The organism is Parasutterella muris, assembly GCF_943193095.1.
GTDB classification, from domain to species: domain Bacteria; phylum Pseudomonadota; class Gammaproteobacteria; order Burkholderiales; family Burkholderiaceae_F; genus Parasutterella; species Parasutterella muris.
Map to the genome: position 1 here is coordinate 1 of NZ_CALPCV010000017.1, position 25,899 is coordinate 25,899.

25 protein-coding genes and 1 pseudogene are annotated in these 25,899 nt (G+C 50.8%); 10 read left to right on the forward strand and 16 right to left on the reverse strand.

From position 1 onward, the window contains the following. Positions 1-507: pseudogene (locus NFR90_RS07270) on the forward strand (hypothetical protein); the annotation flags it as partial. Positions 508-850: 343 nt separating this feature from the next. Further along, a complete protein-coding gene (locus NFR90_RS07275) occupies positions 851-1,264 on the forward strand; it encodes a helix-turn-helix domain-containing protein (protein WP_251451897.1) in 414 nt (137 codons plus the stop codon). Between the two features lie 12 nt (positions 1,265-1,276). On the opposite strand, the gene NFR90_RS07280 is transcribed toward NFR90_RS07275, so the two are convergent. The 9 genes from NFR90_RS07280 to mpl form a co-directional block, all read right to left on the reverse strand. Further along, positions 1,277-2,479, reverse strand: coding sequence for an MFS transporter (locus NFR90_RS07280; RefSeq protein ID WP_160335397.1), 1,203 nt, complete (start codon positions 2,477-2,479; stop codon positions 1,277-1,279). 127 nt (positions 2,480-2,606) lie between these two features. Continuing rightward, complete coding sequence (locus NFR90_RS07285; protein WP_251451900.1) at positions 2,607-4,100, reverse strand: FAD-dependent oxidoreductase; 1,494 nt, start codon at positions 4,098-4,100, stop codon at positions 2,607-2,609. Positions 4,101-4,560: 460 nt separating this feature from the next. Next, the gene (locus tag NFR90_RS07290; protein WP_251451903.1) at positions 4,561-4,893 is read right to left on the reverse strand and encodes an MBL fold metallo-hydrolase; all 333 of its coding nucleotides are present in this window, start codon (positions 4,891-4,893) and stop codon (positions 4,561-4,563) included. A gap of 256 nt (positions 4,894-5,149) precedes the next feature. Continuing rightward, positions 5,150-6,325 (reverse strand): histidine-type phosphatase, encoded by a 1,176-nt coding sequence (locus NFR90_RS07295; protein WP_160335400.1) that lies wholly within the window; start codon positions 6,323-6,325, stop codon positions 5,150-5,152. Between the two features lie 12 nt (positions 6,326-6,337). Then, a complete protein-coding gene (gene mgtE / locus NFR90_RS07300; protein ID WP_370267275.1) occupies positions 6,338-7,795 on the reverse strand; it encodes a magnesium transporter in 1,458 nt (485 codons plus the stop codon). A 50-nt stretch (positions 7,796-7,845) separates the two neighbouring features. Continuing rightward, complete coding sequence (aroE, locus tag NFR90_RS07305; protein ID WP_251451906.1) at positions 7,846-8,673, reverse strand: shikimate dehydrogenase; 828 nt, start codon at positions 8,671-8,673, stop codon at positions 7,846-7,848. 60 nt (positions 8,674-8,733) lie between these two features. Next, on the reverse strand, positions 8,734-10,722 hold the full coding sequence (locus tag NFR90_RS07310; protein WP_251451909.1) for a ribonuclease catalytic domain-containing protein: 1,989 nt from the start codon (positions 10,720-10,722) through the stop codon (positions 8,734-8,736). A gap of 150 nt (positions 10,723-10,872) precedes the next feature. After that, the gene (locus NFR90_RS07315; RefSeq protein ID WP_160335404.1) at positions 10,873-11,442 is read right to left on the reverse strand and encodes a YqiA/YcfP family alpha/beta fold hydrolase; all 570 of its coding nucleotides are present in this window, start codon (positions 11,440-11,442) and stop codon (positions 10,873-10,875) included. 10 nt (positions 11,443-11,452) lie between these two features. Further along, positions 11,453-12,817, reverse strand: a complete 1,365-nt coding sequence (gene mpl / locus NFR90_RS07320; protein ID WP_251451912.1) for a UDP-N-acetylmuramate:L-alanyl-gamma-D-glutamyl-meso-diaminopimelate ligase — start codon at positions 12,815-12,817, stop codon at positions 11,453-11,455. Positions 12,818-13,052: 235 nt separating this feature from the next. On the opposite strand from mpl, the gene NFR90_RS07325 reads away from it, so the two are divergent. The 6 genes from NFR90_RS07325 (at position 13,053) to NFR90_RS07350 (ending at position 17,988) form a co-directional block, all read left to right on the forward strand. Beyond that, a complete protein-coding gene (locus NFR90_RS07325) occupies positions 13,053-13,697 on the forward strand; it encodes a hypothetical protein (RefSeq protein ID WP_251451916.1) in 645 nt (214 codons plus the stop codon). Positions 13,698-13,871: 174 nt separating this feature from the next. After that, a complete protein-coding gene (gene aroQ, locus NFR90_RS07330; protein ID WP_251451919.1) occupies positions 13,872-14,303 on the forward strand; it encodes a type II 3-dehydroquinate dehydratase in 432 nt (143 codons plus the stop codon). Positions 14,304-14,337: 34 nt separating this feature from the next. Then, entirely contained in the window at positions 14,338-14,799 is a 462-nt protein-coding gene (accB, locus tag NFR90_RS07335; RefSeq protein WP_251451922.1) for an acetyl-CoA carboxylase biotin carboxyl carrier protein, read from the forward strand. 14 nt (positions 14,800-14,813) lie between these two features. Next, positions 14,814-16,172 (forward strand): acetyl-CoA carboxylase biotin carboxylase subunit, encoded by a 1,359-nt coding sequence (gene accC / locus NFR90_RS07340; protein ID WP_160335409.1) that lies wholly within the window; start codon positions 14,814-14,816, stop codon positions 16,170-16,172. An 8-nt stretch (positions 16,173-16,180) separates the two neighbouring features. Next, positions 16,181-17,080 carry a 50S ribosomal protein L11 methyltransferase gene (prmA, locus tag NFR90_RS07345; RefSeq protein ID WP_160335410.1) on the forward strand — a complete coding sequence of 300 codons (900 nt, stop codon included), beginning with the start codon at positions 16,181-16,183 and terminating at the stop codon, positions 17,078-17,080. Positions 17,081-17,097: 17 nt separating this feature from the next. Then, positions 17,098-17,988 (forward strand): DUF3426 domain-containing protein, encoded by an 891-nt coding sequence (locus NFR90_RS07350; RefSeq protein WP_160335411.1) that lies wholly within the window; start codon positions 17,098-17,100, stop codon positions 17,986-17,988. Here NFR90_RS07350 and modC read toward each other — a convergent pair. Genes modC through modA form a run of 3 tightly spaced genes read right to left on the reverse strand, consistent with a single transcriptional unit; the run spans position 17,985 to position 20,512 of the window. Continuing rightward, a complete protein-coding gene (gene modC / locus NFR90_RS07355) occupies positions 17,985-19,070 on the reverse strand; it encodes a molybdenum ABC transporter ATP-binding protein (RefSeq protein ID WP_251451925.1) in 1,086 nt (361 codons plus the stop codon). The two genes, NFR90_RS07350 and modC, sit on opposite strands and share 4 nt — an antisense overlap. Further along, positions 19,067-19,747, reverse strand: coding sequence for a molybdate ABC transporter permease subunit (gene modB / locus NFR90_RS07360; protein ID WP_160335413.1), 681 nt, complete (start codon positions 19,745-19,747; stop codon positions 19,067-19,069). Before modB ends, modC begins: the two co-directional genes overlap by 4 nt. 12 nt (positions 19,748-19,759) lie before the next feature. After that, complete coding sequence (gene modA / locus NFR90_RS07365) at positions 19,760-20,512, reverse strand: molybdate ABC transporter substrate-binding protein (protein WP_251451928.1); 753 nt, start codon at positions 20,510-20,512, stop codon at positions 19,760-19,762. Between the two features lie 82 nt (positions 20,513-20,594). Here modA and NFR90_RS07370 point away from each other — a divergent pair, with 82 nt between their 5' ends. After that, a complete protein-coding gene (locus NFR90_RS07370) occupies positions 20,595-21,347 on the forward strand; it encodes a LysR family transcriptional regulator (protein ID WP_160335415.1) in 753 nt (250 codons plus the stop codon). A 196-nt stretch (positions 21,348-21,543) separates the two neighbouring features. Beyond that, positions 21,544-22,173 carry a NapC/NirT family cytochrome c gene (locus NFR90_RS07375; RefSeq protein ID WP_160335416.1) on the forward strand — a complete coding sequence of 210 codons (630 nt, stop codon included), beginning with the start codon at positions 21,544-21,546 and terminating at the stop codon, positions 22,171-22,173. Positions 22,174-22,293: 120 nt separating this feature from the next. On the opposite strand, the gene NFR90_RS07380 is transcribed toward NFR90_RS07375, so the two are convergent. The 4 genes from NFR90_RS07380 to NFR90_RS07395 all read right to left on the reverse strand — a co-directional run bounded on the left by NFR90_RS07380 (position 22,294) and on the right by NFR90_RS07395 (position 25,895). Next, a complete protein-coding gene (locus NFR90_RS07380; protein WP_251451931.1) occupies positions 22,294-23,724 on the reverse strand; it encodes a C69 family dipeptidase in 1,431 nt (476 codons plus the stop codon). A 321-nt stretch (positions 23,725-24,045) separates the two neighbouring features. Further along, entirely contained in the window at positions 24,046-24,954 is a 909-nt protein-coding gene (locus NFR90_RS07385; RefSeq protein ID WP_160335418.1) for a permease, read from the reverse strand. Between the two features lie 67 nt (positions 24,955-25,021). Then, complete coding sequence (locus NFR90_RS07390) at positions 25,022-25,330, reverse strand: ArsR/SmtB family transcription factor (RefSeq protein WP_251451934.1); 309 nt, start codon at positions 25,328-25,330, stop codon at positions 25,022-25,024. Next, positions 25,314-25,895 (reverse strand): molecular chaperone TorD family protein, encoded by a 582-nt coding sequence (locus NFR90_RS07395; RefSeq protein WP_251451937.1) that lies wholly within the window; start codon positions 25,893-25,895, stop codon positions 25,314-25,316. Before NFR90_RS07395 ends, NFR90_RS07390 begins: the two co-directional genes overlap by 17 nt. Positions 25,896-25,899 lie beyond the last annotated feature (4 nt).

Sequence of the window (25,899 nt, forward strand, 5' to 3'; positions counted from 1 at the left end):
CGGCCTTCGGTAACAGACCAAGGCGGCAAAATTACGAAAAGAAAAACTCGAGTTCTTCCGGGAGCTCTTTTACCGGAAGAAATTCTTAATAAATGGGTTGGCCTCGATGAAGGATCGATCGTGGAAGCCGTCACTGACACGGTGAAGAAAAACACCGGAGAAATTCTTGGGCCTCAGGTCCGCTATTACATCTCATCATTAAGGTACGATGCCCCGAATGTGGAGCAGGTTCTGCATCGTGCCATTCGTCAGCACTGGGCAATTGAAAACAAAGGCCATTGGGCGTTAGATATGGCCTTTAATCAGGATCGGCTGCAGTGCACAAACGCTCAGTATCTGGCCGGAAGAACACTGCTTAACAAGATCGCCCTAAACTTCACGACGAAAATCCAAACACGCTTGGAAGAGACAACGGGCAAAGAGGCGCCGTCCAAACCGGTGATCAGGGCGAGGCTGAATAAAATTGAGGATATGCTGGCTGCAATGAATGATTGCATACGCATCTAGCGGCTCCCTGGGCTAAGGTCTCCCTTCAAAAGGAAACCCTTATCGTGGTCTTCTATTTAATTTCTGATGCGTCCGACCTGTATTCCATGCCCTCCCCTGGATTCCTCCAAAGGAACCCGACACCGTCATCAAACTCTTTCATGAGTATGGAGTCCCGCTGACATTTCATTCACGCCAGCTTTTAAAGGCCAAGGGAGAAAATAATAAGTTATATCTTGTTACAAAAGGAGCGCTGGCTTATTACATTGCCGACCAATATAAGAGCCATGCAAGTGTGCTCAATCTACTGATTCCAAATCGTGCTGCGTGCGACCTCTCTGCGCTCACTGGAACCAGAGTCAATGTGACCACTCGCGCCATCGGCACCTGCGAAGTTCTTTCCATGTCTCCGAACATCATTCCGAACTATATGCTCGAACACGCGGAGTTTGGTTTGGAAATGGCCAAGCACGTAACTATCAAACAGGAATGCTCCATTGAGGCGATGGTCGCAAACTTTACACTTGAACCGGCTGACCGCCTGCGCACTCTGCTTAAAGTGCTGCTCCTAAGCTATGACAAGCCGATCGTCGACGATCAATGGATGAAAATCCCGCTTGATCTCACCAATGAACAGTACGGATCGGTCGTCAATCTCACACGAGTCTCAGTAAGCAGACTCTTTTCCGACTGGAGCGCTAAAGAACTCATAAGAAAATCCGGCCGTAACGTCTTTGTTCGTTCAGAACTCTTTAAAGATATCTACGACTGGGTTTAATCAAACGATTAATTACGAAGAAGAAGCCTCGTCATCCTGATTCTTGTCTTTGCCTTCCGAAGCCAAATACGCAAAGATAACCATCAGGATCATCGCCAAAATAGCGCATGCCCTGACTGAATGGACTGCGCCGAACTTCTCGGAAGCCAGTCCGAGAATAAACTGCCCGATCGGAACAAAACCGAGCATCACAGCTAAATACATCGCCGAAAAGCGCCCTCGATAAATATTGGGCGCTCGGCTCTGCACCAGATTATTCGCGCTCGCCAAAGAAAATGTCAGCGATGCGCCGGCAACCAATGCGCACAGCCACTGCGAAGTCAGTGAATCCAAGGCGGGAAGTGCCGCAAAACCGATACATGTGACCCAGCCGCCCATCCATACGGTTGTTACATGGTCAATGATTCCGCGGTTTCTCTGCATCAGAACCGCGGCGGCCACCGCTCCGAAACCTAAACCGGAGGACATGGAGCCGAAACTCAGCAGCTCGCTGCCTTTCAGAGAAATCGCCGGCAGCAGTGCGACCGCAGGCATCACCAGAATGGACAGACAGGCCACCTGAGGAAGGATGTCGCGCAAGATTCGATACCGCATAAAGAGTTCAACTGAACCCATATTGACGCTTTCTTTGCGTTCCTCCTCCGTCGTACGGTTCGGAATTCGGACAATGCGCATCAAAGCGATCATCGGAATAAAGCAGACCGCGTTCATCGCAAAGCACCAGGTTGCTCCGACGCTTTCAATGATAAATACCGCAAACATCGGCGCCACGGAGCGTGCGATATTCATAATCAGAGACTGCCGCGCAATCGCTTCCGAAACGGTTTCACCGGTTTCCACAAGCATCGCGTGCATGCACGGGCCGTCAATGGATGTAATGATGCCGAAACAGAGCGCGAGCAGTGCAAGCTGATACGGCCCGAGATCGCCCTCATAAGACAGCCAGGCGGTCAGAGCGGCAATCACGCAGCCGAAGGTCTGTGTGATTAAAAGAATATGGTGGCGGTGAAATCGGTCGGCGATTTGGCCCGCAATCGGAGCGAGCGGCAGAGAGGGAAGCGCAGACAGCAACGCAATCGCGCTTAGCCAAAGCGGAGACTTGGTTAACGTCCAGACAACCCAGGAGAGCGCCATGCCGTGTACAAAACGGCCGAGCGTAGAAAAACTGTAGGCGCTCCAAAAATAGGTATTTGTTCTGTGGTTGGTCTTTTGCACACTCTTCTCCCGACTGAGAGATTATTTTAGTCGTCGATAAAGTATACGTGAGCGGCTTTTGCGTTCTGAGAAGCCCGAAACGGCAAAACCGCCCGAAGGCGGTCTTGTCTAAGTTATCGCAGAAATATTACTTCTTAGCAGCGATGTTGTGATCCTTGATCGCGCTTTCCGCAGCGATACGAGCGGAGTTGACGGCGAAGCCGATTGTGGAGCCGGCCATCAGGAGGTCATAGGAGTCACCGTACATACCGCCGACGTCAGAACCGGCAGCGTAGAGGTTCGGGATTGCCTTATCTTTGTCGGTAACAACCTGCAGACGGTCGTTAACCTTGATACCGCCGAGTGTGCCGAGAGAGGAGGCAACGCTCTTGATCGCGTAGAAGGGACCCTGTTTGACCGGGAAGATGTACTGCGGATCTTTAGCAAAGAGGGCGTCATGACGCTGTTCAGCAGCCTGGTTGTACTGTTCAACACTGGCTTTCAGCTTGGCAGGATCCATACCAGTCTTCTTGGCGAGTTCGTCAAGAGTGTTGGCTTTGACTGCCCAGCCGGCCTTTTCAGCGGCATCCCATTCTTTGTCGAAGTTGGTGAGCTTGGCACCGATCGGAACCATAACACCAACACCCTGAACAATACCGTCGTGCTTCATAGAGTCGAGGTTCTTGTTGTCATAGACAACCCACATCTGGCCGCCGATTCTTTCAAGAGCGTTACCGGCTGCGGGCCAGTCACCCATGATTGTTTCGTCGGTGAAGCGTTCGCCCTGCGGTGTCAGCCAAAGATGCGGCTGCTTAGCTGTAGCGGAAACGTGGTTTGTTGTTCCGACGGCTCTCGGACCCGGACGATAGGACTGCTGAACTTCCAGACCTTCTTTACCGCCGCCTGCGGACCAAGCCATCTGAATACCGACACCGTTCTTGCCGGACTGAGCCAGACCGTCTGTATCCGGGAAGCGTGTGTACTTCTTCATCATTTCAGGATTATCAGCGAAACCGCCGGTAGCGATAATCACAGCCTTGGCGTTAACAGTAACGGTGTTGCCGTCTTTGTCTTTAGCAATAACGCCGGCGACCTTGCCGTCTTTCATGAGAAGCTTTTCAGCCGGAGTGTTGAAGAGCACTTCCATGCCGTATTCTTTTTGTCCTTTTTCCTGGAAGAGCTTGATCCAGCCGGCGCCGCGGCCTTCATAGATGTGCCATGTGTAGAGACCGCCCGGGTAATTGGTTGTCAGTTTTTCGAATTTAACGCCGTGTTTCTGCATCCAGTCAACGGTGTCGGCGGATTTGTCAACGAAGGCTCTGACGAGGCGGGCGTTGCTTCTCCAGTGGCCGTAAGCCATGATCTTCTTAAACGCTTCGTCCTTTGTCAGAGGAATGTAGTAGTCGCGCTGCATCTTGGAGCCGACAGCGAAAATACCTTCTGAGAAGTTGCCTGTGCCGCCGGCGATCGCTTTCTTTTCAAGACCGATAACCTTCGCGCCTTTTTCAGCGGCGGCGAAAGCCGCGGCTGTACCGGCTGCGCCCTGACCGACGACGACGATGTCAGCGTTCAGAACCTTGTCGGCAGCATAGGACATTGTTGAGAAAGCAGCTAACACTGCAACAGCTAAAAGTTTTTTCATTCTTGAATACTCCTTGAGAAAAACAGCCTTTATCGGCTTTTATGAAACTATTTCTAGGACCTGTGGTGAGGTGGTCTGTGTCTTTATTTCTATGGAGAAAATTATCGCCTCTCCCCATTAATCATGTCTGTAATTACTGTTACAGCTAAATTAGAAAAAACGTATACACGATTACATTTATAGGAAAAACCCTCCTATTTGTAGACAAATTCCTCTACACGAACAAATACCGGGTTAAATCAGTCCGCTCCCCATGAGTTCGTCATCTGCAGCCCTTGTCCGCCAAGCGATTTTTCTTTTTCCGGCTCTCCAAACACCCCCCTCTCTCAATTCGTATTTTCCCAGCCCAAGAAAACTATCTGAGCAAAGAAACCAAATCTGTCGGATCTTCCTTCCGGGCACAAAAAAGCCGGAAAATACAGATCCGGCTCCTGGTGTATCTCAGCTAAAAAACTGAATCTTAAAATTCAAGCGTCTCTCCATCCTCCGGGATAAGAGCGCTCTTCTCCATCTTGTGCTCTGCGACAAACTTCCGCATACCTGCTCTGTATACCGTTGCGTGCGCAACATTATCCATATGGCTGATGATGGTCTTCGCATACGGCGCTTCCTTATGAACCTCTAAAACATCATGGGCGTCCATAATCAGTCTGCCGAAATACTGAAGAGCGGCACCGCAGGCATTGAGAATGATGACTTCCGGACGATACTTTTCCAGAACTGCTGCAACTTCATCATAAAAAATGGTGTCTCCTGCAATATAGAGAGTCTTCTCGCCGGGAGCCCGGAACAAAACTCCACACGCCGGTCAAGAAATAAAACTCTTCGTCGCAAAATTGGTCGCGAGCGCCTACTTCAAACTAACCCGCTCATTCTCAGCCCTGAAGCCGCTTTAGAGCCAAGAGTTAATTGCTTATACCCAAACAATGTCTAAAGCAGATGTCTTACTGAAAAAACTTTCGCAAACGGGACGACTGCGGAAAATCAAAGCCGGTCATAAAAATTAAAGCCGAAGTTTTTGGCTCCGGCTTCAATCAGACAATCGCGCTTTAAAGTGCGCCGTCTTCAATGCACTTACTAAACAAGAAGCGGCTGCTTGCTTTCTTCCACTCGTCAAACTTAACGCCGCGAGGCAGAATCTCAAAGTCCGCTGTCGGCTCCGTAACCGTTTCCGCGTTCATCTGTTCAGGTGTCAGCGCGGAATAATAAACTCGGATTTCAGCTTCGCCGTTCACCAGCCACTTTTCAAATGTTAAGTAACCGCCCGGCGTGTTCTCGTTCTTTGCGCGGTTCGGAAGCTTCCAGTTCAGATCAAACAGCGCCCCGAGATTTGCAAGGTTCGTGTCGTGCCCGACCAAATAGGTGTATTTCGGACCATGATCCAGAGAGTCAATAATCTTTTTCGCAAGCGCAGAGCCTTTATAAGCGGCAACTTCCATATCGCGGTTCAGTGCGGTAAATACACCGACTCGAAGCGGCATCAGCTGCATAATGCCGGGCCAGTCCAATACGCCCCAGCCCGCCTTTTGTCCGGGGAACTGTCCCCATTCCAAAGCAAAAATCTCTGTGATGCTCGCAGCGGAATACGGCGCGCCTTCATAACCGACTTTATGTTTGCTCGCTTTACCGCGCATTTTCCCTGTGAGCTCCCGCCCTAGGATTTTTTCGACTTCGGCTATCTCGCTGCCGTAAATCTTCGAAAAGCCTGCGGCCCGTTCCGTCAGCTTCTCGGCAAGCTCTTTCGGATACTCAATCTTGCATACTTTGGCTTTCAAAGGAGAAAAAAGGGCGGAATGCTTTTTATCTGTCGTTCGTACCTGATAGCCGCATCCCGGATACAAACCTTCATTCAGCGCTTTGGCGGTCGCGATGGTTCGCTCATCCGTATCGGCGATGATCTGAACATCATCTGGTTTAGGACAAGTCCCGTATGTAAAAGGCGCACGAGTGCGATTCAGCGCCCAAGTACGCTCTACCAGATAGTAGCCGCGCTTTGTGAGAATGCCGGGATCGACCCCGAAATTCGGCCACTTCTTCGAAGACCAGGACTCCAGTTTCTCTGCCGACTGCGTCGGAGAACGAACACCGTGTCGGGAAACCACGACGACGTTCATCAGTTCTTCGGAATGTACGCCGGGAAGCGGGCCGGTTTCAGCTGCCGACGCCCCGGCCGATGCGAGAATAAAAAGAGATACTGCAGCGGATGATGCAAGCGATGTTTTCATTTTGTCTATCCATTAGGAAGATAGTCCAAATATATACGTCGCAAGCGCCAGGAAGATAAAAAATCCGCCTGAATCGGTAATAAAGGTGAGAAGGACAGATCCGCCCATCGCCGGATCGCGGCCGAGTTTTTTCAATGTGATCGGAACAAGAATCGCAACAATCGCACCCATCAGCATGTTCAGCAACATCGCCAGGAACATTGTCAGCCCCAGCAGTTTGCCGTCCGGCGTGTTGTAGTAAAGCGCCCAGGCAAAAAGACCGGCAACAATGCCCCAGATGAAACCGTTCACAATCGCGACCAAGACCTCTTTCTTCACCACGTCGATTTGGTTGGCGTCCGTAATCTGACCGGTCGCTAAAGATCGAACCAGAAGCGTCAGAGTCTGGTTGCCCGAATTACCCGCAATACCGGCGACAATCGGCATCAGCGCCGCCAGAGCGACAACTTTCTCGATCGTTCCGTCAAAAGCGGAAATCACGCGGGAAGCAAAGAAAGCGGTAAAGAGGTTTACACCAAGCCACAGCCAGCGGCCTTTCGCCGATGACCAAACCGAATCAAATAAGTCCTGATCATCATCCAAACCGACGGCACCGTAAGCTTCTTCATCACTTTCTTCACGGATGACGTCAACAACTTCGTTAACCGTCAGACGACCGACCAGTCGTCCGGTCTCGTCCACCACCGGAGCACTCACCAAGTCATATCGCTCAAACGCCTGAGCGGCGTCGCTCACATCTTCCAGAGGCGAAAGCCGCAGTACTTCCGTCAGCATCACGTTCTTAACGGAATCCTCCGGATAGTGCGTAAGAATTCGATCAACCGGCAGCGTGCCCATAAGCTTCTCGTCCCGATCAATCACAAAGACCTGGTCCGTATGATCCGGAAGCTTTTTCAGCCGTCGGAGATAGCGAAGCACGATATCGAGCGTCACATCCTGCTGAATCGAAACAATTTCGAAATCCATGCGGGCACCGACCGTGTCCTCGGGATAACTCATCGCCGCACGAAGCTGAGCTCTCTCTTCGTGCGAAAGTCCTTCCTGAACCTCCGCGACAACGTCAGGCGGGAGGTCCTCGACCAAGTCTGCGATTTCGTCGGTATCCAGTCCTTCGACCGCGTCCACAAGTTCGTCGCGGTTCATCGCGTCGATAAGCGTTTCTCGTACGCCCTCGTTTACCTCGACAAGGATCTCACCGTCTCGGCCCGCGCGCACGCAGTCCCAGACGATGAGACGCTCATCCAGTGGGAGCGCTTCAAGAATGTAGGCAATATCCGCAGGGTGCAGCCCCGAAAGCGTATCGCGGAGCAGTGTCCTGACTTCTTCGCCGACCCTTAGGTCTTTGCGCTCCTGGGCCTCTTCTCCTTCATCAAGCAGCTGCTGAATAATCGCTAAACCGCGCGCAGCCGCCTCCGGATCACGTACAGCGATGTCGTAATCCGGATCGTGAAGAGGTGTATCTGGATTGATCGTACCCAAATCAATCTCCTTAGAAATTCAAACGCGGGGTTTGAGAGGAGTTAAGCCGCAGAAGCCGTGAGCATTTTGCGAATCGCTTCGTAGACGGAAGCGGTTTGCGGACGATGTCCCATCCAAATCTCATAGGAATCGGCGGCCTGCTCGACCAGCATGCCGAGTCCGTCAGAAGCCTCTTTTGCGCCGCCGCGTTTTGCGAGCTCCATAAAGGGAGTAGGCACAGCCGCATAAACCAAATCGTACGCCAATGTACAGCTGTCAAAAGCAAAGGGAGAGACCAAAGGCGCTTTATTCTGAAGACTGGTCGGAGTCGCGTTGATGATGAGATCGTAATTTTCCGAACCGGTTTCATCGTAAAGAATGCTCTGAATGCCGAATTCGTCACAAAGTTCAGAAGCTCTTGCAGTACTTCGGTTGGCAACCGTCACGGATTTTGGCTGACGATCCATCAGCGCGGGAAGAATACCGCGCACGCCGCCGCCCGCACCCAAAATCAAAATCGACGTCCCTTTGACGGCAAACTTCAGACGTTCTTCAAGGTCGCGAATAAAACCGCTTCCATCCGTGTTCTCGCCTAAAATCTTGCCGCCCTGAAAAGTCAGTGTGTTCACTGCTCGGGACTGTCTGGCCTGAGAGGAGCATTTCGTAGAACAGCGATAGGCGTCAACTTTGAACGGGATCGTCACGTTGATTCCGAAATATTCTTCATCAATCAGATCTCCGATGGCGCTTTCAAATTCCCCCATCGGAATCTCTATTTTTTCGTACGAAATATTGTCTCCGAACTGCTTGGCAAATAATTCGTGGATCGCGGGGGAGTAGCTATGCGCTACCGGGTTCCCAACAACTCCCAGTTTTGTAAGCTTTTTCATCGAATATCTCCTGCTCCTCTGTTTTTGTAATCTTAACTCATGCATACAGCGCTTGAATATCTATTGATTTTCAACCGCTGCAGTCTGATTTTCCCCTTCCTCGGAATCAGCAGAAAGTTTCTCCCCTTCCTCTTCTTCCTGTTCTATTTCGTCATCAAAGTCATCTTCATGCGTTTCATCGAGCACTTTGACGAGACTGCATTCCATCACCAGTTCGACATAGTCCAAATTCAAAACACGCATCAAAACCGACTGTCCGCGCGGAAGCTCCGGCAGTCCGGGCACGCGCTGAGCCATCGGAAGGCCTTCGACGCGAACCAAGTCTCCTTTAACAACACTTGCCTTAACTTCCTTAATACCTTCCTGCTCAATCCAGCGCATCGACCAGTAACGAGACATTCTTGACTGGAAGTCATTAAAGGCCGAGTAGTTGCTGTCAAAGAGCGAAATAATCGAAAACAATTCGCTGTCGTTGCTTCGCAGCGCCGGAGTCTCCCCTTTCAGCGTCGAGATGATCTGACGCTGATTGATCAGGTCCACATAGCGTCTCAGCGGCGAAGTCGACCATGCGTAATACGGCACGCCGATTCCGTCATGCGGTCCGGGCACGCTGGTCATTTTGACGCGGCCGGCGCGCTGTGAACGATAAATTCCCGCGGTACCGCGCTCTTCAAGCCACGCGCCCCAAGTGCAGTTCGCAAAAATCATCATTTCCGCAACCAGCAAATCGAGCGGGTCGCCGCGGCGGCGGCCTTTCAGCTCGATCTCCGCATTCTCGTCTTCGCCCTTCAGACTGAAGTACCAGTCAATGCGGCCGACAGGCTCGGGTCTGCCCCGAACTTCTTCACGATTTTTAAGAAGTACCTTGGCAAAGTTCCACAGCCAAATAATCTCACTGCTGAAGGGCACATCCAAAGAGCCGCTTTTAATCGTTTCTTCCGTGACTTTGTCGGCAATCAGGTCATAGCGCAGATTCTTTTCCACCCGCACCCGTTCAAGCCGGGTTTCGGTCGAAATCACGCTGAAGGTCTCGTTGTCCACGACCGCGTATAAAGAAACCGCAGGAGACGCTTTGCCCTCGTCCAGCGTAAACGCTTCAATCCAATTCTTCGGCAGCATCGTGGTCTTCAGCCCCGGTGCATAAACCGTGGACATGCGCTCTCTTGCAGCCAAATCTATAGGAGAGTCATGTGTGATGCCGAGTCCCGGTGCGGAAATATGAATGCCGACTCTTGTACGGCCGTTGTCAAGCGGTGTCACGGAAATCGCGTCATCAATCTCGGTCGTTTCCGAATCATCAATAGAAAACGCGACAGCGTCCGAAATCGGAAGCTCCTCATGAACATCTGCGGGAGGCGTGCCTAAATTTCCCGGGAAGTTTTTGCCATGCGGAAAATTGACCGTGAAGAAGCTGTCCACGTGCCAGTGCCAGGCGTTCTTAATCGCTCCGACATTTAAAAGCATGCGCAGCGGAGAAGTGCTGATCTTGTCGCTTGCTTCCTTAACCGCTTTCCATTCCAATGAATTCTTATCAGGCTTGGTTAAAAGCTCAATCGCCTTGGCTTTGATTGCCTCAGGAGTCTTATGCTCTTCAGTAATCTTGCGCACATACTCGTCTTTGACGCGTTCCTGTTCTTTCTTGCGCTCGATGGCGGCCAAAGCCAGTCTCAGAGTCTCCTCCGGCGCTTTTCGGTAGGAGCCTCTTCCCTTACGGTAGAAGTAAACCGGATTGGCATGTAGTTTGAGAAGAATCGCCGCTTTCTGCACCGCCGTAGGCGCAGCGCCGTAATACTCGTCGGCAATCGCACCGAACGTGAAGTCGCCTTCGGGAGAAAACTCCCAGAGAAGATCCACATCGATTGTCTCAGCCTCTTCCTGAGCACATCTAAGAAATTCTGTCGGACTCGGGTTCTCAAACGTAATCAGTATGTGAGAGCGTTTTGCTTTAATCCGCTTACCTGTCGGAAGTTCCACCTGACAGGCAGACGGAGTCGAACTCTTTTCCGTTCCAACTTTAAATGCTCCGTCTTCTTCAAAAAATAAATTCATGCCGGCCTTTCAGTCGCTAAGCAGGAGTTAACTCAGCGACAAATTTTTTAAATCTCGTTCTGCTGCAATTCTAAGCGAGCAGATATGTTTTCAGCTTCTTCTGCGCTTGCCGCACAGAAAACTTCTTCAGCGCGTCTACTTTAACCGTTCTTACGAGCGAAGAAACTCAAGAATCGGCTCAACATAGGGCGTAAAGTCCGAAATTCTGTGATCGCCTTCCGCTATCTCGATGATTTTGGTCTTAGCAAGCATCTTCGCTGTAACAGTCGGATCGAGAACCTCGTCCTTCAGACTCAGCAGCGTGAGGCAGCGCTCGGGGCGCGTCACTTCGCGCACCAGCATCTCATTGAGCTCATCCATGAAGGATTCGCACACGTACATCTTTTTATCAATGCCGCTGACCTGCATCCAGCCCGGGCGAAAATCCACTTTGCCCCAATTGCCGAGCGCGGGGTTCAGCAAAACCGCCCGATTAATATCAAAATGCTCGGCAAGCCAAGCCGCGTAAAAGCCGCCCAAAGAAGAGCCGACGACATTGACGTTTTCCGCGCCGAGGCGGCAAACCGTTTTTGTCAGCAGCTCTGCGACTTCCTTAGGCGACATGTAAAGCTCCGGCGCCTCAAAGGGGATACCGGCCTTTTCATGTGCCAAGCGCAGAAGGCTGCCTTTATTAGAATCCGGATGCGATAAAAATCCGTGCAGATACAGAGTGGTTCTCATCGCAGACTCTTTAGGCTTTCTGACCAAAACGAGCCTTCAGCTCATCGAGGATCATCCCATGAACCCCACCGAAACTTCCGTTGCTCATAACCAAAATAATGTCTTTCGGATTCACAGCAGCGGCTGCCTCGTGCGCAAGCACGTGCAAATCTTTATAGACATGTGTTTTGTCTTCGATCGGCCTGAGCGCTTGCTGAATATCCCAGCTCACGGACGGCCCCTGGAAAGCAAATACCTGAGCCGCCTGAGACAGACTCGGCGCAAGCGCCTGCTTGACCGCTCCGAGCTTCATAGTGTTGGAGCGCGGCTCAAATACCGCAATGACTCGCCCTCCGTCGGTCTTGGCCGCAACCGCTCGAATGGTTTCTTCTATCGCGGTCGGATGGTGCGCAAAGTCATCAATGACGCGAATTCCGCCGACTTCGCCCTTAACTTCCATACGACGCTTGACGCCGTGGAAGCGAGTGAGCGCATCCAGCGCCTCTTCCGTACTCACGCCGGCGGTCGTCGCCGCGGCAACCGCAGCGAGCGCGTTCAGACGATTGTGCTCTCCGGGCAGATCAAGCTGCATCCAGCCAAGCTCTTTACCGCCAGCCGAAACTCTCCAGCCCTCATGATCAACCAGACGCCAATCCGCGTCTTCTTCCAAACCGAAACTTTCCGCCGGCGTCCAAAGGCCCATCGCAAGAACCCTGCGCAGCGCTTCGCTCTTATTATTAAAGATGACCTTTCCTTCCGAAGGGATTGTCCGCACCAAATGATGGAACTGCCGCTCAATCGCCGCAAGATCGGAGAAGATATCGGCGTGGTCATATTCAAGATTATTCAGAATCGCAGTTCTCGGACGATAGTGAACAAATTTGCTTCGTTTATCAAAGAAAGCGGTGTCATATTCGTCGGCTTCAATGACAAAGAACTTAGAATCCGTCAGTCTTGCCGAGCAGCCGAAATTCTGCGGAACGCCGCCCACCAGGAAGCTCGGATTCAGACCCGCGTCTTCCAGCATCCATGTGAGCATGGATGTCGTTGTGGTTTTACCGTGTGTCCCGGCAACCGCAAGCACATGCTTATTCACCAGTATGTTTTCAGACAGCCATTGCGGACCCGACGTATAAGGAAGGCCCTGATTCAGGATCGCTTCCAAAAGCGGATTGCCGCGGCTGATAGCGTTGCCGATCACATATAAATCCGCGCCGAGTGTAAGCTGATCCGGGCTGTAACCTTCAATTAAATGAATTCCTGCCTGCTGCAGCTGATCCGACATCGGAGGATAAACACCTGCGTCACAGCCGCTTACTTTAAAGCCCATTGCCTTTGCCAGCTGGGCAATACCGCCCATGAAGGTTCCGCAGATGCCGAGAATATGAATATGCACCTTATGCTCCGTCAGAAAATAGTTCGGAGTCCAATATACAGCGGAGAGGACTCAGAAGAAAATACCTGAAGAAAAACTTTAGTAAGCGAGTCCTTACTAACAAATACGGTGCCATTAATTAGAAGCAGATCGTGATAATTTGATACTTTTTAGGTGCGCACAATTTTTTTGCGCTCGTTATGATTGCTCTTCTTAGAGAAATAAAGAAAAATCGGTCTGAGTATCGATAAATTTCATGAAAAATAGAAACAAGTTAGAAGAATTTAGTGAATTAGCGGCAAAAACCGCCGAACTCATTGCCGAAGGTCGGGATTGGAGCGAGGCGAGAAGCAAAATCGCGGAGTTTTACGACGTACCGGTTTTCCGTCAGCCCTCAGACGAAGAAATTGAATCGGCTCTGCGCTGTCACTACAGCATTTACGACCCGCAGGGGCATGCCCTTCGACTGCTTGAGCTCAGAGAAACGGCGCTCTTTATTATGCGCGAACTATCTGCGTTTCAGCCTCGGCTCACCAAAGGCGTTCTCAGCGGGTGCGCCGATCAATATTCCGATATCTGTCTTCAGGCGGTGAGCGAGGACTTAAAAGCGTTCCAAATCGCCCTGCTTGATCGGGATGTCGACTTTACCGTTCTGCCTAATCCGAAATCCGGCAGGAAAGAATTTGCGGAGGAAGTCGTTTTTGAGGCACCCTTAAAACCGAACGGATACTTTGCGGTCAACCGCATGACCGTTTGGGTCCGAGTCAAGGTATTTGAAACACAGCCCCCTGTCAGACAAAAGAGCGAAAAAACTCCGGACGCGTGGCAAATTCCGCTCGAAGCGGCAAAATCCGTCGACATTGACGGACTCACGCGTTTAATCGACTCGACACGAGTCTAATCCTGTATTTTTCATTATCTTCGTCTATCTTTTCTCATCGTTTTCCCAAATAGTCTTTAAGGTTATTTGAAAGAAAATCATGCAAAAGAGAAGATTTTTAATGTTTTAAATACAGTTAAGCCCTATACTTGCGAAATATTGACTTATTCCCGCTATAGCTCGGGATATAACTCTATGAAAAAAATATTATTGCTTAACGGGCCGAATCTCAATTTGCTGGGAACTCGTGAACCGGACAAATACGGGAATAAGACACTCGCGGATATCGAGTCGTCGCTTTCAGCCTACGTATCAGAAAAAGACGCGAAGCTGAGCTACTATCAGAGCAACCATGAGGGAGACCTGGTAGACCGTATTCAGCAGGCCAAAGAAGAAGGAATTGACGCCGTTATTATTAACCCCGGCGCCTATACGCACACCAGCATCGCGATCCGCGATGCCTTTTTGTCTGTGCAGATTCCTTTTGTCGAAGTGCATCTATCCAATATCTTTAAACGCGAAGCGTTCCGCCACCATTCCTATCTGTCCGATATCGCGCAAGGCTGCGTGATCGGTTTAGGCGCCAAAGGCTATTTTCTGGCTGCGGACGCGCTTCTCGACAACTAATTAATTTATCTCTCTTATATAAAGAGGCTTTTCCATGGACTTGAGAAAACTTAAAACATTGATCGACCTCGTTCAGGCTTCAGGCATTTCTGAAATCGAAATCACAGAAGAAGGCGATCATGTCAAAATCGTCAACCGTCCGGCTGCAGCTGCCGCTGCGCCCCGCGCTCCGGAGCCTGTTGTCTACGCGGCTCCAGCTCCTGCCGCACCGGCCGCTCAGCCCGCAGCTCCGGCGCCCGCCGTCACCGCGAACACGCCTTCCGGAACTCAGGTCACAAGCCCGATGGTCGGAACTTTCTACCGCGCCCCGAGCCCCGGCGCCGACCCCTTTGTCGAAGTCGGCACTCAAGTCAAAAAGGGCGACACTCTGTGCATCATCGAAGCGATGAAGCTGCTTAACGAAATCGAGGCCGAAGTCAGCGGCACCGTTAAGGAAATTCTCGTTGACAACGCTTCTCCGGTTGAATTCGGTCAGCCGCTTTTCGTCATTGAATAACCAGAGAGATATCTATGTTCGGTAAGATCCTTATCGCAAACCGAGGAGAAATCGCGCTCCGTATTCAGCGGGCGTGTAAAGAAATGGGCATCAAAACCGTTATCGCCCATTCTCTTGCGGACACAGACGCAAAATATGTTCGGCTTGCCGATGAGTCCGTATGTATCGGACCGGCGCCTGTTCATCAGAGCTATCTGAATATGCCCGCGCTTATCAGCGCCGCTGAAGTCACCGATGCTGAAGCCATCCATCCGGGCTACGGATTCCTTTCTGAAAACGCCGATTTCGCTGAACGCGTGGAATCAAGCGGCTTCGTCTTTATCGGCCCGAGACCGGAAACCATCCGTCTGATGGGAGATAAAGTCTCCGCGAAGAAAGCGATGATCGAAGCGGGCGTGCCCTGCGTCCCCGGCTCCGGCGGCGCGCTCCCGGACGATCCTTCCGAAATTATCAAAATCGCTCGTCAGGTCGGCTACCCGGTCATTATTAAAGCCTCCGGCGGTGGCGGCGGACGCGGCATGAAGGTCGTCCACACGGAAGCGGCGCTCATCAATGCGGTCCAAACCACCAAACAGGAAGCAAAAGCCGCCTTCGGCAATGACACTGTCTATCTTGAGAAATTCCTCGAGAACCCGCGCCACATCGAAATTCAGGTACTTGCGGACTCTTTCCGCAATGCCATTTGGCTCGGAGAGCGCGACTGCTCCATGCAGAGACGCAATCAGAAAGTCATCGAAGAGGCGCCCGCTATCGGTATTCCCCGCCGCCTGGTCGAGAAAATCGGCGAGCGCTGCGCAGAGGGCTGCCGCAAGATCGGTTACCGCGGTGCCGGCACTTTCGAATTCCTATATGAAAACGGCGAGTTCTACTTTATCGAAATGAATACCCGTATTCAGGTCGAACATCCCGTAACTGAGCTGATTACGGGCGTGGATCTGGTGCAGGAACAAATTCGAATCGCCGCAGGTGAAAAGCTGCGCTATCGCCAGCGCGATATCCAGATTAAGGGACACGCGATCGAATGCCGTATCAACGCCGAAGATCCGTTTAAGTTCATTCCGAGTCCGGGCCGTATCACAACGCTGCATCAGGCGGGCGGCCCCGGTATCCGCGTGGACTCTCACGTCTATCCGGGCTACTTTGTTCCGCCTTACTACGACTCCATGATCGGCAAGCTGATCGCTTACGGCGACACTCGTGAACAGGCAATCGCCAGAATGCGCACCGCGCTTTCTGAAACGGTCATCGAGGGCATCACGACCAACCTTCCTCTTCATAAGGAAATGATGATCGATCAGAAATACATGCAGGGCGGCACCAGTATTCATTACCTCGAAGAAAAGCTTTCTCACCGGGCTTCCGTTCAAAGTTAAGGACTCATATGCTGCACGAGTTTTCTCTATTAGCCACAAAACAGATGGCGGAACCGCTCTCTGACTTTCTGATGGAGCACGGCGCTTATTCCGTCTCCATTGAAGACGCAGACGCCGACACCGATCAGGAAAAACCGATCTTCGGCGAACCGGGAACCGAACTTGATGACTTCGCGTGGGACCGCTCTCTTTTGAAAGTGCTCTGCCCTGACGACTTCAACATCAAAGCCGTCGTTGAACTCAGCGCACAGGAACTGGGCATTGAGACACCCACCATCGAAAACGTCGTTGAGGTCCCGAACAACGATTGGGTACGCATCACACAGGCGCAGTTCACGCCGACCCGAATCGCAGGCGACCTCTGGATCGTCCCCTCCTGGCATGAGCCCCCCAACCCGGATGCCGTCAACATTCGTCTGGATCCGGGTGTCGCGTTCGGCACGGGTACGCATCCGACAACGCGTCTTTGCCTGGAATGGCTTCATGATCATTCGCTCAGCGGCAAATCCGTTCTGGACTACGGCTGCGGCTCGGGCATTCTTGCGGTTGCCGCTAAAAAACTCGGCGCCTCCGAGGTGCTCGGTACGGACATTGATCCGCAGGCGATCGAAGCGGCCAACTATAATGCGGAAGTAAACCAAGCAGACGCGCACTTTTACCTGCCCGAACAAATGCCGGAAGGAAAGTTTGATGTTGTGGTGGCCAATATTCTCAGCAACCCGCTCAGAATCCTTGCACCTGCTCTGCTCGGCAGAGTAAAGTCCGGCGGTCATTTAGTGCTCTCCGGAATTCTGGAACGTCAGGCTGACGAGCTGATTGAAGTTTATCGCTCGTATCGCCCTGATTCTCCGCTCTCCGTATGGAAGAGCATGGACGGCTGGATCTGTCTGGCAGGACAGATCGCGTAAATACAAAGTGAGGATTTATGGAGCCAAAACTCAGCGACACTAATGTTTCTTACCATCTGCCTGACGAACCGTCTCTGACGCCGTTCGGCGAGCAGAAGTCCGACATTCCGAAAATTGTGCCGGCTGATTTTAAGGCTCCTCCGCGTGTGGTTCCCAAGCAGGAAGCAGGCGCGGTAAAGCCTGCGGCGGCAAACCCCGCTCCGGCACCCGCTGCGCCTCAGGCTGCGGCGCAGCAAAGCGCGGCACCGTCGAACACGTCCGGAACAACCTACAGCGCAAACGATCCTCGAGCCCTCATGGCTTCGCTCTCTAAAGACATTTCCGAGCTTTCTCAGCCACGTAAAAAGGAAGAGGCGCCCGTCACTCCGAGCGAACCGGAAATCGGCGTTAAAGGAGCCGACGGCATCATGTATCCGCCGGAAGATGATCTTGGAGACCCCGAGGTTCCGCCCTCTTCCTCCGGTTTCTTCCGCTCTGTCATGCTGCTGATCTGTCTGTGCTGCGTCATTGTGGCCGCTTGGCAGGTCACACTTTTCCTTCAGCCGGAAATTCTTCAGAAAGAACCGTTCAACTCCATTTCGGAAAAGAGCTGCGACTATCTGTACTGTCCGCCTCTGAGAACGCCGGTTATTCTCAAAAGCGGCGTGGATGCTGAAGGCCCCAACAAGTGGATGCTTTCGATGCAGATTCAGAATCAGGACATGCGCTCACAGAAACTTCCGAACCTGCAGCTAACGCTCGAAGGTACGGACGGCGCAAAGACACAGAAGATTTTTGAACCGAGAGAATATAAAGTCGTTTCCGGAGAGAAAGCCATTAAGGGCGGCGGCACTATCGAAATTCAGGTACCGTTTGACTACACGGAAAGCAGACCGAAGTCTTTCAGAGTCAAAGTGTTGGAAGATTAAACATGGTGCAGAGCTACGCTCTTCACTAAAAGCCAGACCTCAGAGCCCTTCCGGATTGATAAGTCCTGAAGGGCTTTTCTTGTGAGCTTGGCGACGATCGTCTGACCCGAACATAAAACCTGAATCAAAGCGCCTGAGCCGTCAGCAAGATCGGTCAAAGCGGACACAGTGCCTTTGAGTCGGTTCTGCACCGACAGATGTGCGGGATTTTCCAGCGAGACCACAATGTCCTTTGCGGGGATCGTCATCGAAATCTTATCGCCGACCTTCAGGCCGTCAGCGCTGACCCAAAGCATGAGATCGCCTGAGCGCACCGCGGCAAGATTCCACTGTTCATCGATCGAATCCACAGCGCCTCTCAGAAGCGCGCCGGAATCTTCTCCGACTTTCACCGGAATATCAATGTTGGTCAGAACCGACTGTAGCTCTCCCGAGGATTTGATTTTGCCCTGCTCCATCACAACCAGATGATCGGCCAGACGCATAACCTCTTCGGCCGAATGCGTCACATAAAGCATCGGGATATTAAGACTCTCGCGAAGTCGCTCCAGCCAGGGAAGAATTTCATTTTTTCGTTTGAAATCGAGCGCCGCCAACGGTTCATCAAACAGCATAATTGCGGGCTCTGTCGCAACGGCGCGTGCAATCGCGGCGCGCTGTCTTTCGCCGCCTGAAAGCTCCGCAGGACGGCGATTCATGAGGTGACCGATTCCAAGCAGATCGATGGCTTCGTCCATTCGCCTGCGCGCATTCTCGCTCTTTGAGCGGCGCACGGCGAACTCGATATTCTGCTTTGCGGTCAAATGAGGAAAAAGGGATGCCTCCTGAAAGACGTACCCAAGCGGCCTGTCCCATGTCGGCAAAAAGATATTGCACGCATCATCCTGCCAAAGCTGTCCGCTGATCCGAACTTGCCCGAGGGCTCTCTCCAGTCCGGCAACGCACCGCAGCACCGTTGTTTTGCCGGACCCCGACTCTCCGAATAGGACCGTGATTCCTTTATTCGGAAAGCTGAAAGAACAATCCAGCTCGAAACCGTCTGCACGCTTGAGAAGTAAAGATGCGCTACAATTTTCCGTCATGGCATTACACGCTCATTTTTGCGATTCAGAAGTGTCAGCCCGAGCAGTACGATAAAGCTGAAAGCTACCATCCCACCGGCAAGCCAATGCGCTTTCCCGTACTCCATAGCCTCGACGTAACTATAGATCTCGGTTGACACGACCTGAGTCTTTCCGGGAACATTCCCGCCGATCATTAGAACTACCCCAAATTCGCCGATCGTATGAGCAAATGTCAGAAGCGCTGCCGTCACAAAACCCGGACGCGCCAACGGTACGACAACATTCCAAAAGGCATCCCATGGACGAGCGCCTAATGTCGCCGCCACTTCCAGCGGCCTTTTTCCGATCGACTCAAACGCAGCCTGCAGCGGCTGGACGGCAAAAGGCATTGAGTAAACAATGCTGCCGATCACAAGTCCCGGAAAAGTAAACGTCAGAATGCCGATACCGAGCGCTTCCGTTAGCTTTCCCAAGGGACCGTGCGGTCCGAGTGCGACCAAAAGGTAAAAACCTAAAACACTAGGCGGTAATACAAGCGGAAGCGTCACAATCGAACTGACTGGCGCACGCCACTTTGAATTTGTGTGCGAGAGCCACCAGGCAACCGGCGTCGCGACAGCGATTAAAAATACCGTCGTGATCAGTGCGAGCTTGAGCGTCAGCCAGATCGGGAGAAGTTCTTCCGCTGTAAACATAATTACTGTTAATTATTCAAGACCGTAGCCATAGGAAAGGATAATGTCCCTGACCTTCGGGCTGGTTTCCATAAATTTCATAAACGCAGCAACATCCTTGTTGTCTTTGCCGAGATTCAGCACCACGACGTCCTGTCGAATCGGCGAATACAGATCCGAAGGCATAACCCAGCCGGAACCGGATGTCATCTTACCGCCTTTATACACCTGAGAAAGGGCAACAAAGCCGACTTCAGCATTGCTTGTCTTAGCAAACTGATAAGCCTTGCCGATATTGTCACCGGTCACAAACTTATTCTTAACCTTATCAAGCATGCCCCACTTCTCAAGCGTCTGATAAGCCGCCTCTCCGTAAGGCGCAAGTTTCGGATTGGCGACCGCAATCTTCTTTACTGCGGGCTCTAAAAGAAAGTCCTTGCTTTCCTTAACGAAGTCAGGAGTCGCGCTCCACAACACTAACTTTCCGTACGCGTAAGGTCTAGCGCTGCCCTTAACACCTAGGCCTTCGTCTTCGATTTTCTTAGGCGTTTTAGCATCCGCGGCAAATAGGATCTGATAAGGCGCTCCGTTTTTAATCTGCGCAAAAAACTGACCGGTCCCGCCGAAAGAAGCAAGAACTTTATTTCCGGTTTCCTTTTCGTATACAGCGGCAATATCTTTCATCGGAGCGGTGAAATTTGCAGCAACTGCGACATTGATGTCTGCAGCCTGCGCTGATCCGCAGAAGATGAGCGCAGAAAGGGAGGCAAGTGCAAAAGTTTTCATAAAAGGATTTAAAATGTGGAATTAACGATGTCGTTATTCTAATCTGGAATAGCGAAAGAAAACAACTCTTTCAACTTCAAATATGACGCTCAATATTTCGAACGCTTTATCTCAGAATGTTGTCGACAAGCGCGTAGACGTGCTTCGCAAAATTAAGCAGTGCGGGAGCATTTCGGAAGCCGCCCGCAGTGCCGGTATCAGCTATAAGGCCGCTTGGCAGGCTATTGAAAATATGTCCGCGCTTGCGGGTGTTCCACTCGTTGAAAAAATCGTCGGCGGATCTTCCGGGGGCGGCGCACGCCTGACGGAAGCCGGAGAATCCGTTCTTGAAGCCGCTGCCGCTCTGAGCAAACTCAGAGATCAGCTCATTATCGATATTGAAAACAAAGGCAGCAGCGGACTTGCGGCGCTTGCCGCAAACACTCTGAAAATGAGTATCCGCAACATCATTCCCTGTGTTGTAGAAGATATGCACGGCGGAATGTCGATGACCAAGGTAAAACTCAAAATCTGCGAAGGAGAATACCTGCGGTCGAGCATCACGATAGAAAGCCGGGAACTGCTGGACCTTAAGACCGGGGACAAAATCTTAGCTTTATTTAAGGCCTCCGGCGCAACGATTAATTTGGACCCGGAAGCGGAACCCAAAAGCTGCTGCCTGAAAGGTCAAGTGGTACGACTTCCTCCCAAAGAAAAAGGAGGCGAAGTGACAATCCGCCTTCCCAATGGGTTTAATGTCGTTGGTTTTGCTCATAAATCCAATGGGTTATCTGTTGGTTCAGACGCCTACGCCCATATCCCCGAGCAAGCTGTTGTACTCGCACTTTTTGGGTAATACGTCTTCATGACTCCTTTAATTCTTCAAAAAATTATCAGGGAAAATTCTAAGAAATAATCAAAGCGCCATACTTGTTTGTATAATCCTTAAAATAATATTATGAGGTTACGATCAGATACACCTCATCTGCTCGTCCTCACAACCGCTGTAAAGAGCGCTAAAAACTGCTCTATAGAACAAAAGAGTTGATCATATGTCTCAGGCCAGTAAATGGGGAACCTTTTGGCTTCTCGTCATTGGTGTCGTTGTCGGTATTCTTCTTACCGCCGCCACCGTCGGTGTCGTCCAGTGGGCGGGCACTGACAAGTTCTGCACCGGCTGGTGCCACTCTATGGACGGCGTAACTTACGCCTGGAAACAGGGCCAGCACGCCCGTACTCCCTCCGGCTATACCGCCGGCTGCTCCGACTGCCACCTGCTTAACGAAACCAACCGTCCGCTGACCCCGGTTGCCTACGTTGAACTGCTTTTCGCAAAAGCTAAAGCCGGTTCCATTTCCGGTTTCGGCGAACTTCGCGGCACTCTCAACACACCTCAGATGTGGCTCGAAAAACGTGCTGAACTCTCCAAGAGAGTGGTCGACACAATGACCGGCAACAACTTCAGAAACTGCCGCGGCTGCCACAATCTTGCTGAAATGTATGACGCTAAGAAACCGATGGTTGCTGCAATGCACAAGGGCTTCATTGACAAACCCACCAACTGCGTCATGTGCCATAAGATCGCCGGCCATAACTACAAACAGGCTGATGAAATTATCAAAGAAACCGGCAAATGGCCTGATCCTGCTAAAGCTTGGGAAACCGCTGAAGCTAAGAAATAATTAGGTCCCTAATCAAAAAACGGAGCGCGCAAGCTCCGTTTTTTGTTTGCATGAATTCTTCGCCGACAAAAAAAGCCCGCAGAGCGAATCTTGCGGGCTGATTTTTATGCGATGACTTAATTAGTCTTTCTTGGAACGATTGGCAAAGAAGATGTCCTTCTGAATCGTTTCTGTCGCGAGCGTGAAGACCTGGTTGGTCAGTTTTTCACACAGAGCTTCTGTTTCGGCAAGCATTTCAAGGTTGACCTTCTGCAGCAGAGCTGTCGCAGCCTCTTTGTCTGTCTTAACAAGAGCCATGTATTCTTCTTCCAGCTTGGCCTGTTTGGCGCTGAGCGCCTGTTCCTGTTCGGCAAACGCCTTCTTAACGCGCGGCGCATAAACTTCATAGTTCGTCATAACGAGTGTCTGAAGTTTGCGGAACTTCCAGTAAACAGAAGCGCTGTCAGCCTGATCCGTACCGATCTGATAGTGTTCCGGAACAGATTCGAGACCCTGATAGAACGGCATGAAGCAGGAGAGATCAGCCATACCGAAAGCGATATAGATCACATCGCCGATCGCATGCGGCATCCAAGGACGAACCTGAACCACATGCGCTTCGTATGTACGGAAAACGCTGACCGGACGCCACGGTTCTTTACCGTTAAGGCCATTTGAATACGGATCGTGTTCGGAACCGTCAAAATGGTCTCTCATCACGCGCTTAGCGTCTTCAACGCTGAGTTTGCGTTCCGGCTTCATAAAGACTGCAAATTCTCTGCCGTCATCAACCGGCTGAATCACAGACGGATTAAAGAGCTTCTGAATCTGCCAGACGCGCGGGTCATTGTAAATACGGTCGCGCTCGTCATTGCGGGTGTAAGCGGCTGCAAAATCAAAGGGACCTTTGGCCGGATCATAGAAACCGTTCTTTTCAGCGAACTCAACCAATGTCGGGCTTGCGAGCTGATCCTGAGCTTCGGGATCATAGAAGCGCAGACGGCCCTGATTGCCGGAAGCAAAGTAAACATCATCAGGGATGCGCTGAGCAAACCACTGATGGCCAGTACCGGTTTCGAGATACCAGATTTCTTTGTCGTCGCAGAAGCCGACACCGAAGCCTTCGCCGGCGCCGTGAGTTTCGATAATCTTGCCGAGGAGCTCTACGCCTTCCTTAGCGGTCTTGGCGCGAGGAAGAATGATATCGATGATGTCATCTTCGGTAATGCCGGACTCTTTGTTGTACGGGTCGATCGCGAGCGCATCGTCACGCGCAAAAATCGACTCAGTTCCCGTAACGGCAAGACCGACTTCGTTAAAGCCGACAGCGCCGTGCAGTTTGGTCTGCCAGTTCGGAACGGAGGTGTAGCGCATCGCGTGAGCGGGCTGCGGGTAAACAAAATCCGTTGCGCCATTATGATCCTTTGTGCGATACATTTCGCCGGCGGCATAATCCTTGGCCGGGTGAATAAGAAACAGCTGGGCCTTAAGGGCGGAGCTGTCCGCGCTGCGGGCCATGATGAATGAACCGTCTGCAGAACATTTGCCGCCAACAATAAAAGTAGTACACATATTCGGATCCTCTTTAAAAAAGTTCACGACATTCTAAAGCCGAGGACCGTTTGAGGGAATACTCAAACTCACTGCTTATATAACAAAAGTGTGAAGATTTTCGACAAATAAAATATTCTCCGCTAAACACTCCGTCCTGGCTTCAGAAACAAATTATTTTGCGGTCTCCTTCGTTGACTGAGCTTTCCTCAGTTTGGATTCCTCTTTAGAAGCGGAGCTCCCACTCGTTTCCACTTTAGTGATACTCATCTGGCAGCAGCACTTCTTTTCGGGTGCAATGAAAATTTTTTTGAATAGAGATTTCAAATCCGACATAACTAATTAACCTAATAGCTGATTGAAAATAAAGCCTGTGGTGCAGGCAACAATAAAAACCGATAACAGAAAGGCGGTAAGCATCTTTTTCGTAAAGATCGAACTCAGTAATGAGACTTCCGGGATACTGGCTCCTCCGCCTCCGATCATCAATGAGATTAAAACACCCGGACCTAAACCGCAGCTTTGAAGAATGGTCGCCGCCGGAATAATTGTTTCGGTCCTTAGGTAAAGAGGAATACCAACGACAGCTGCAACGGGAATACTTAGCCAGCCGGGGATCGAAGAAAGTTTTTGAACCACGGAAACCGGAAGTACTCCGTGTATGACGCTTCCAATGGCAGCGCCAAATAGAAGATACGGAAATACTTTTCTAAGCAAAAGCAAAGAACCAATCAGAGAATTTCGAAGAGCAGTACGGATTTTCTCTCCGGTCGTTCCGCTTAACTCTGCCCAACTGAGAGACTCCTCACTTCCGCCCGTAATATTCACGTCATAGACTTCCTTTTCAAAACCAAGACGCTCCAAGAGAAGACCAAAGAAAACCGCAAAGAAGAAGGTGCACAAGCCATAGAGCACCGCAACCCTAGCTCCGAAGAAAACTCCCATAAGTGTAAGGATCGCAGGATTCAAAATGGGAGAAGAAATAAGAAAGGCTACCGAAGTTGAAAACGGCACTTTTGATTTGATAAAACCCACAAACAATGGGATCGTAGAACATGAACAAAAAGGCGTGACTGCCCCGACAAGAGCTCCGCAAGCCGCCGAAAGCAGTTTGTTTTTCCCTGCATACTGAAAGAGTCTGCTTCTGGGATTTATGAAGTATCTGCCAAGTCCGACTAAAAAGGAAATTGCAAAAAAAAGACCGACAAGCTCAGCGGTCAGCTTTAAAAAGTACAGCAAATAAGACAACATAGATGATACAAATTGCGTTTATGCGTTATCTATACGCATAATTAAACAGGTTTCCTCAGTACAGACTTCAGAGTTTTTTTGTGATTCGGCTCATTGAGATAAAGTCTTTTGAACACTGCAGGAAGCTTTTCAGGCAAGACATTTCAGCAGAGTAAATAATGGAATTGGATTTTTTCTCTGACTTAACAATCTGGGCCTCTTTCAGCACAGCCAAATGACGTGAAACAGTCGGCATTTCCAATTGAACTAAGGCGGCAAGCTCCGTTACAGTTTTTGGTCCTTCAAGCAAAGCTTCAGCCATCATTAACCGTGCAGGGTGACCAATGGCCTTAAATATCTTTGCCTGCCCCTCGTATATTTCAGGAAATTTTGCCATATTTTTTTGCCTCCAAATTACCCCATTCAAAAAAGAACTTTCCTAACTCTTTATAAAATTTATGTGTTGTCTCTTCCGTTAGAAGGCTAGACCATTTTAGGATGAAATTACTCAGGAATTTTTCAAAGAATTCCTGCTTTTCTTCTTCGTCTAATAATTCATACACTTCAAGAACGGGAACAATATGCTCCGGAAGTTCTCTGACATCCTCTTCTATCTCAAATCCCTTGCTCTGCAAATAAGATAAGTAGTCCTCGAGAACATTACTGCCCAGTTCGTTCTTCCAGCACGTTAAGTAGTTTCTTGCCAGCGGCTGCCCGGGACTGAGAAATAATCTGGTGTACTCCAGCAGCATTTCTTCAAAAGCCTGTTTGTCACGAGTCCCCTGGCTATACAGCGCATCTAGAAGACGTGCTTTTTCGGCCAGCCCATCCTCCAAAGATTCCGCGGCTCTATTAAACACATGTAACTCTCTAATTTCGTCGCTTGGCTCAAACAAGCCAACAAGCACAAGATTCAGCGGTGAAGTTTGCATAATTAAACTTAAATCGGACGGAAGAGGCACAAAG

Coding starts and splice junctions, on each gene's coding strand:
- prmA (WP_160335410.1), top strand. CDS start 16,181: ATGCTGCACGAGTTTTCTCTATTAGCCACAAAACAGATGGCGGAACCG.
- NFR90_RS07315 (WP_160335404.1), bottom strand. CDS start 11,442: ATGAGAACCACTCTGTATCTGCACGGATTTTTATCGCATCCGGATTCT.
- aroE (WP_251451906.1), bottom strand. CDS start 8,673: ATGAAAAAGCTTACAAAACTGGGAGTTGTTGGGAACCCGGTAGCGCAT.
- modA (WP_251451928.1), bottom strand. CDS start 20,512: ATGAAAACTTTTGCACTTGCCTCCCTTTCTGCGCTCATCTTCTGCGGA.
- NFR90_RS07385 (WP_160335418.1), bottom strand. CDS start 24,954: ATGTTGTCTTATTTGCTGTACTTTTTAAAGCTGACCGCTGAGCTTGTC.
- NFR90_RS07285 (WP_251451900.1), bottom strand. CDS start 4,100: ATGAAAAAACTTTTAGCTGTTGCAGTGTTAGCTGCTTTCTCAACAATG.
- NFR90_RS07295 (WP_160335400.1), bottom strand. CDS start 6,325: ATGAAAACATCGCTTGCATCATCCGCTGCAGTATCTCTTTTTATTCTC.
- NFR90_RS07350 (WP_160335411.1), top strand. CDS start 17,098: ATGGAGCCAAAACTCAGCGACACTAATGTTTCTTACCATCTGCCTGAC.
- accB (WP_251451922.1), top strand. CDS start 14,338: ATGGACTTGAGAAAACTTAAAACATTGATCGACCTCGTTCAGGCTTCA.
- NFR90_RS07370 (WP_160335415.1), top strand. CDS start 20,595: ATGACGCTCAATATTTCGAACGCTTTATCTCAGAATGTTGTCGACAAG.
- NFR90_RS07310 (WP_251451909.1), bottom strand. CDS start 10,722: ATGAATTTATTTTTTGAAGAAGACGGAGCATTTAAAGTTGGAACGGAA.
- NFR90_RS07375 (WP_160335416.1), top strand. CDS start 21,544: ATGTCTCAGGCCAGTAAATGGGGAACCTTTTGGCTTCTCGTCATTGGT.
- accC (WP_160335409.1), top strand. CDS start 14,814: ATGTTCGGTAAGATCCTTATCGCAAACCGAGGAGAAATCGCGCTCCGT.
- modB (WP_160335413.1), bottom strand. CDS start 19,747: ATGTTTACAGCGGAAGAACTTCTCCCGATCTGGCTGACGCTCAAGCTC.
- NFR90_RS07390 (WP_251451934.1), bottom strand. CDS start 25,330: ATGGCAAAATTTCCTGAAATATACGAGGGGCAGGCAAAGATATTTAAG.
- NFR90_RS07325 (WP_251451916.1), top strand. CDS start 13,053: ATGAAAAATAGAAACAAGTTAGAAGAATTTAGTGAATTAGCGGCAAAA.
- modC (WP_251451925.1), bottom strand. CDS start 19,070: ATGACGGAAAATTGTAGCGCATCTTTACTTCTCAAGCGTGCAGACGGT.
- NFR90_RS07380 (WP_251451931.1), bottom strand. CDS start 23,724: ATGTGTACTACTTTTATTGTTGGCGGCAAATGTTCTGCAGACGGTTCA.
- aroQ (WP_251451919.1), top strand. CDS start 13,872: ATGAAAAAAATATTATTGCTTAACGGGCCGAATCTCAATTTGCTGGGA.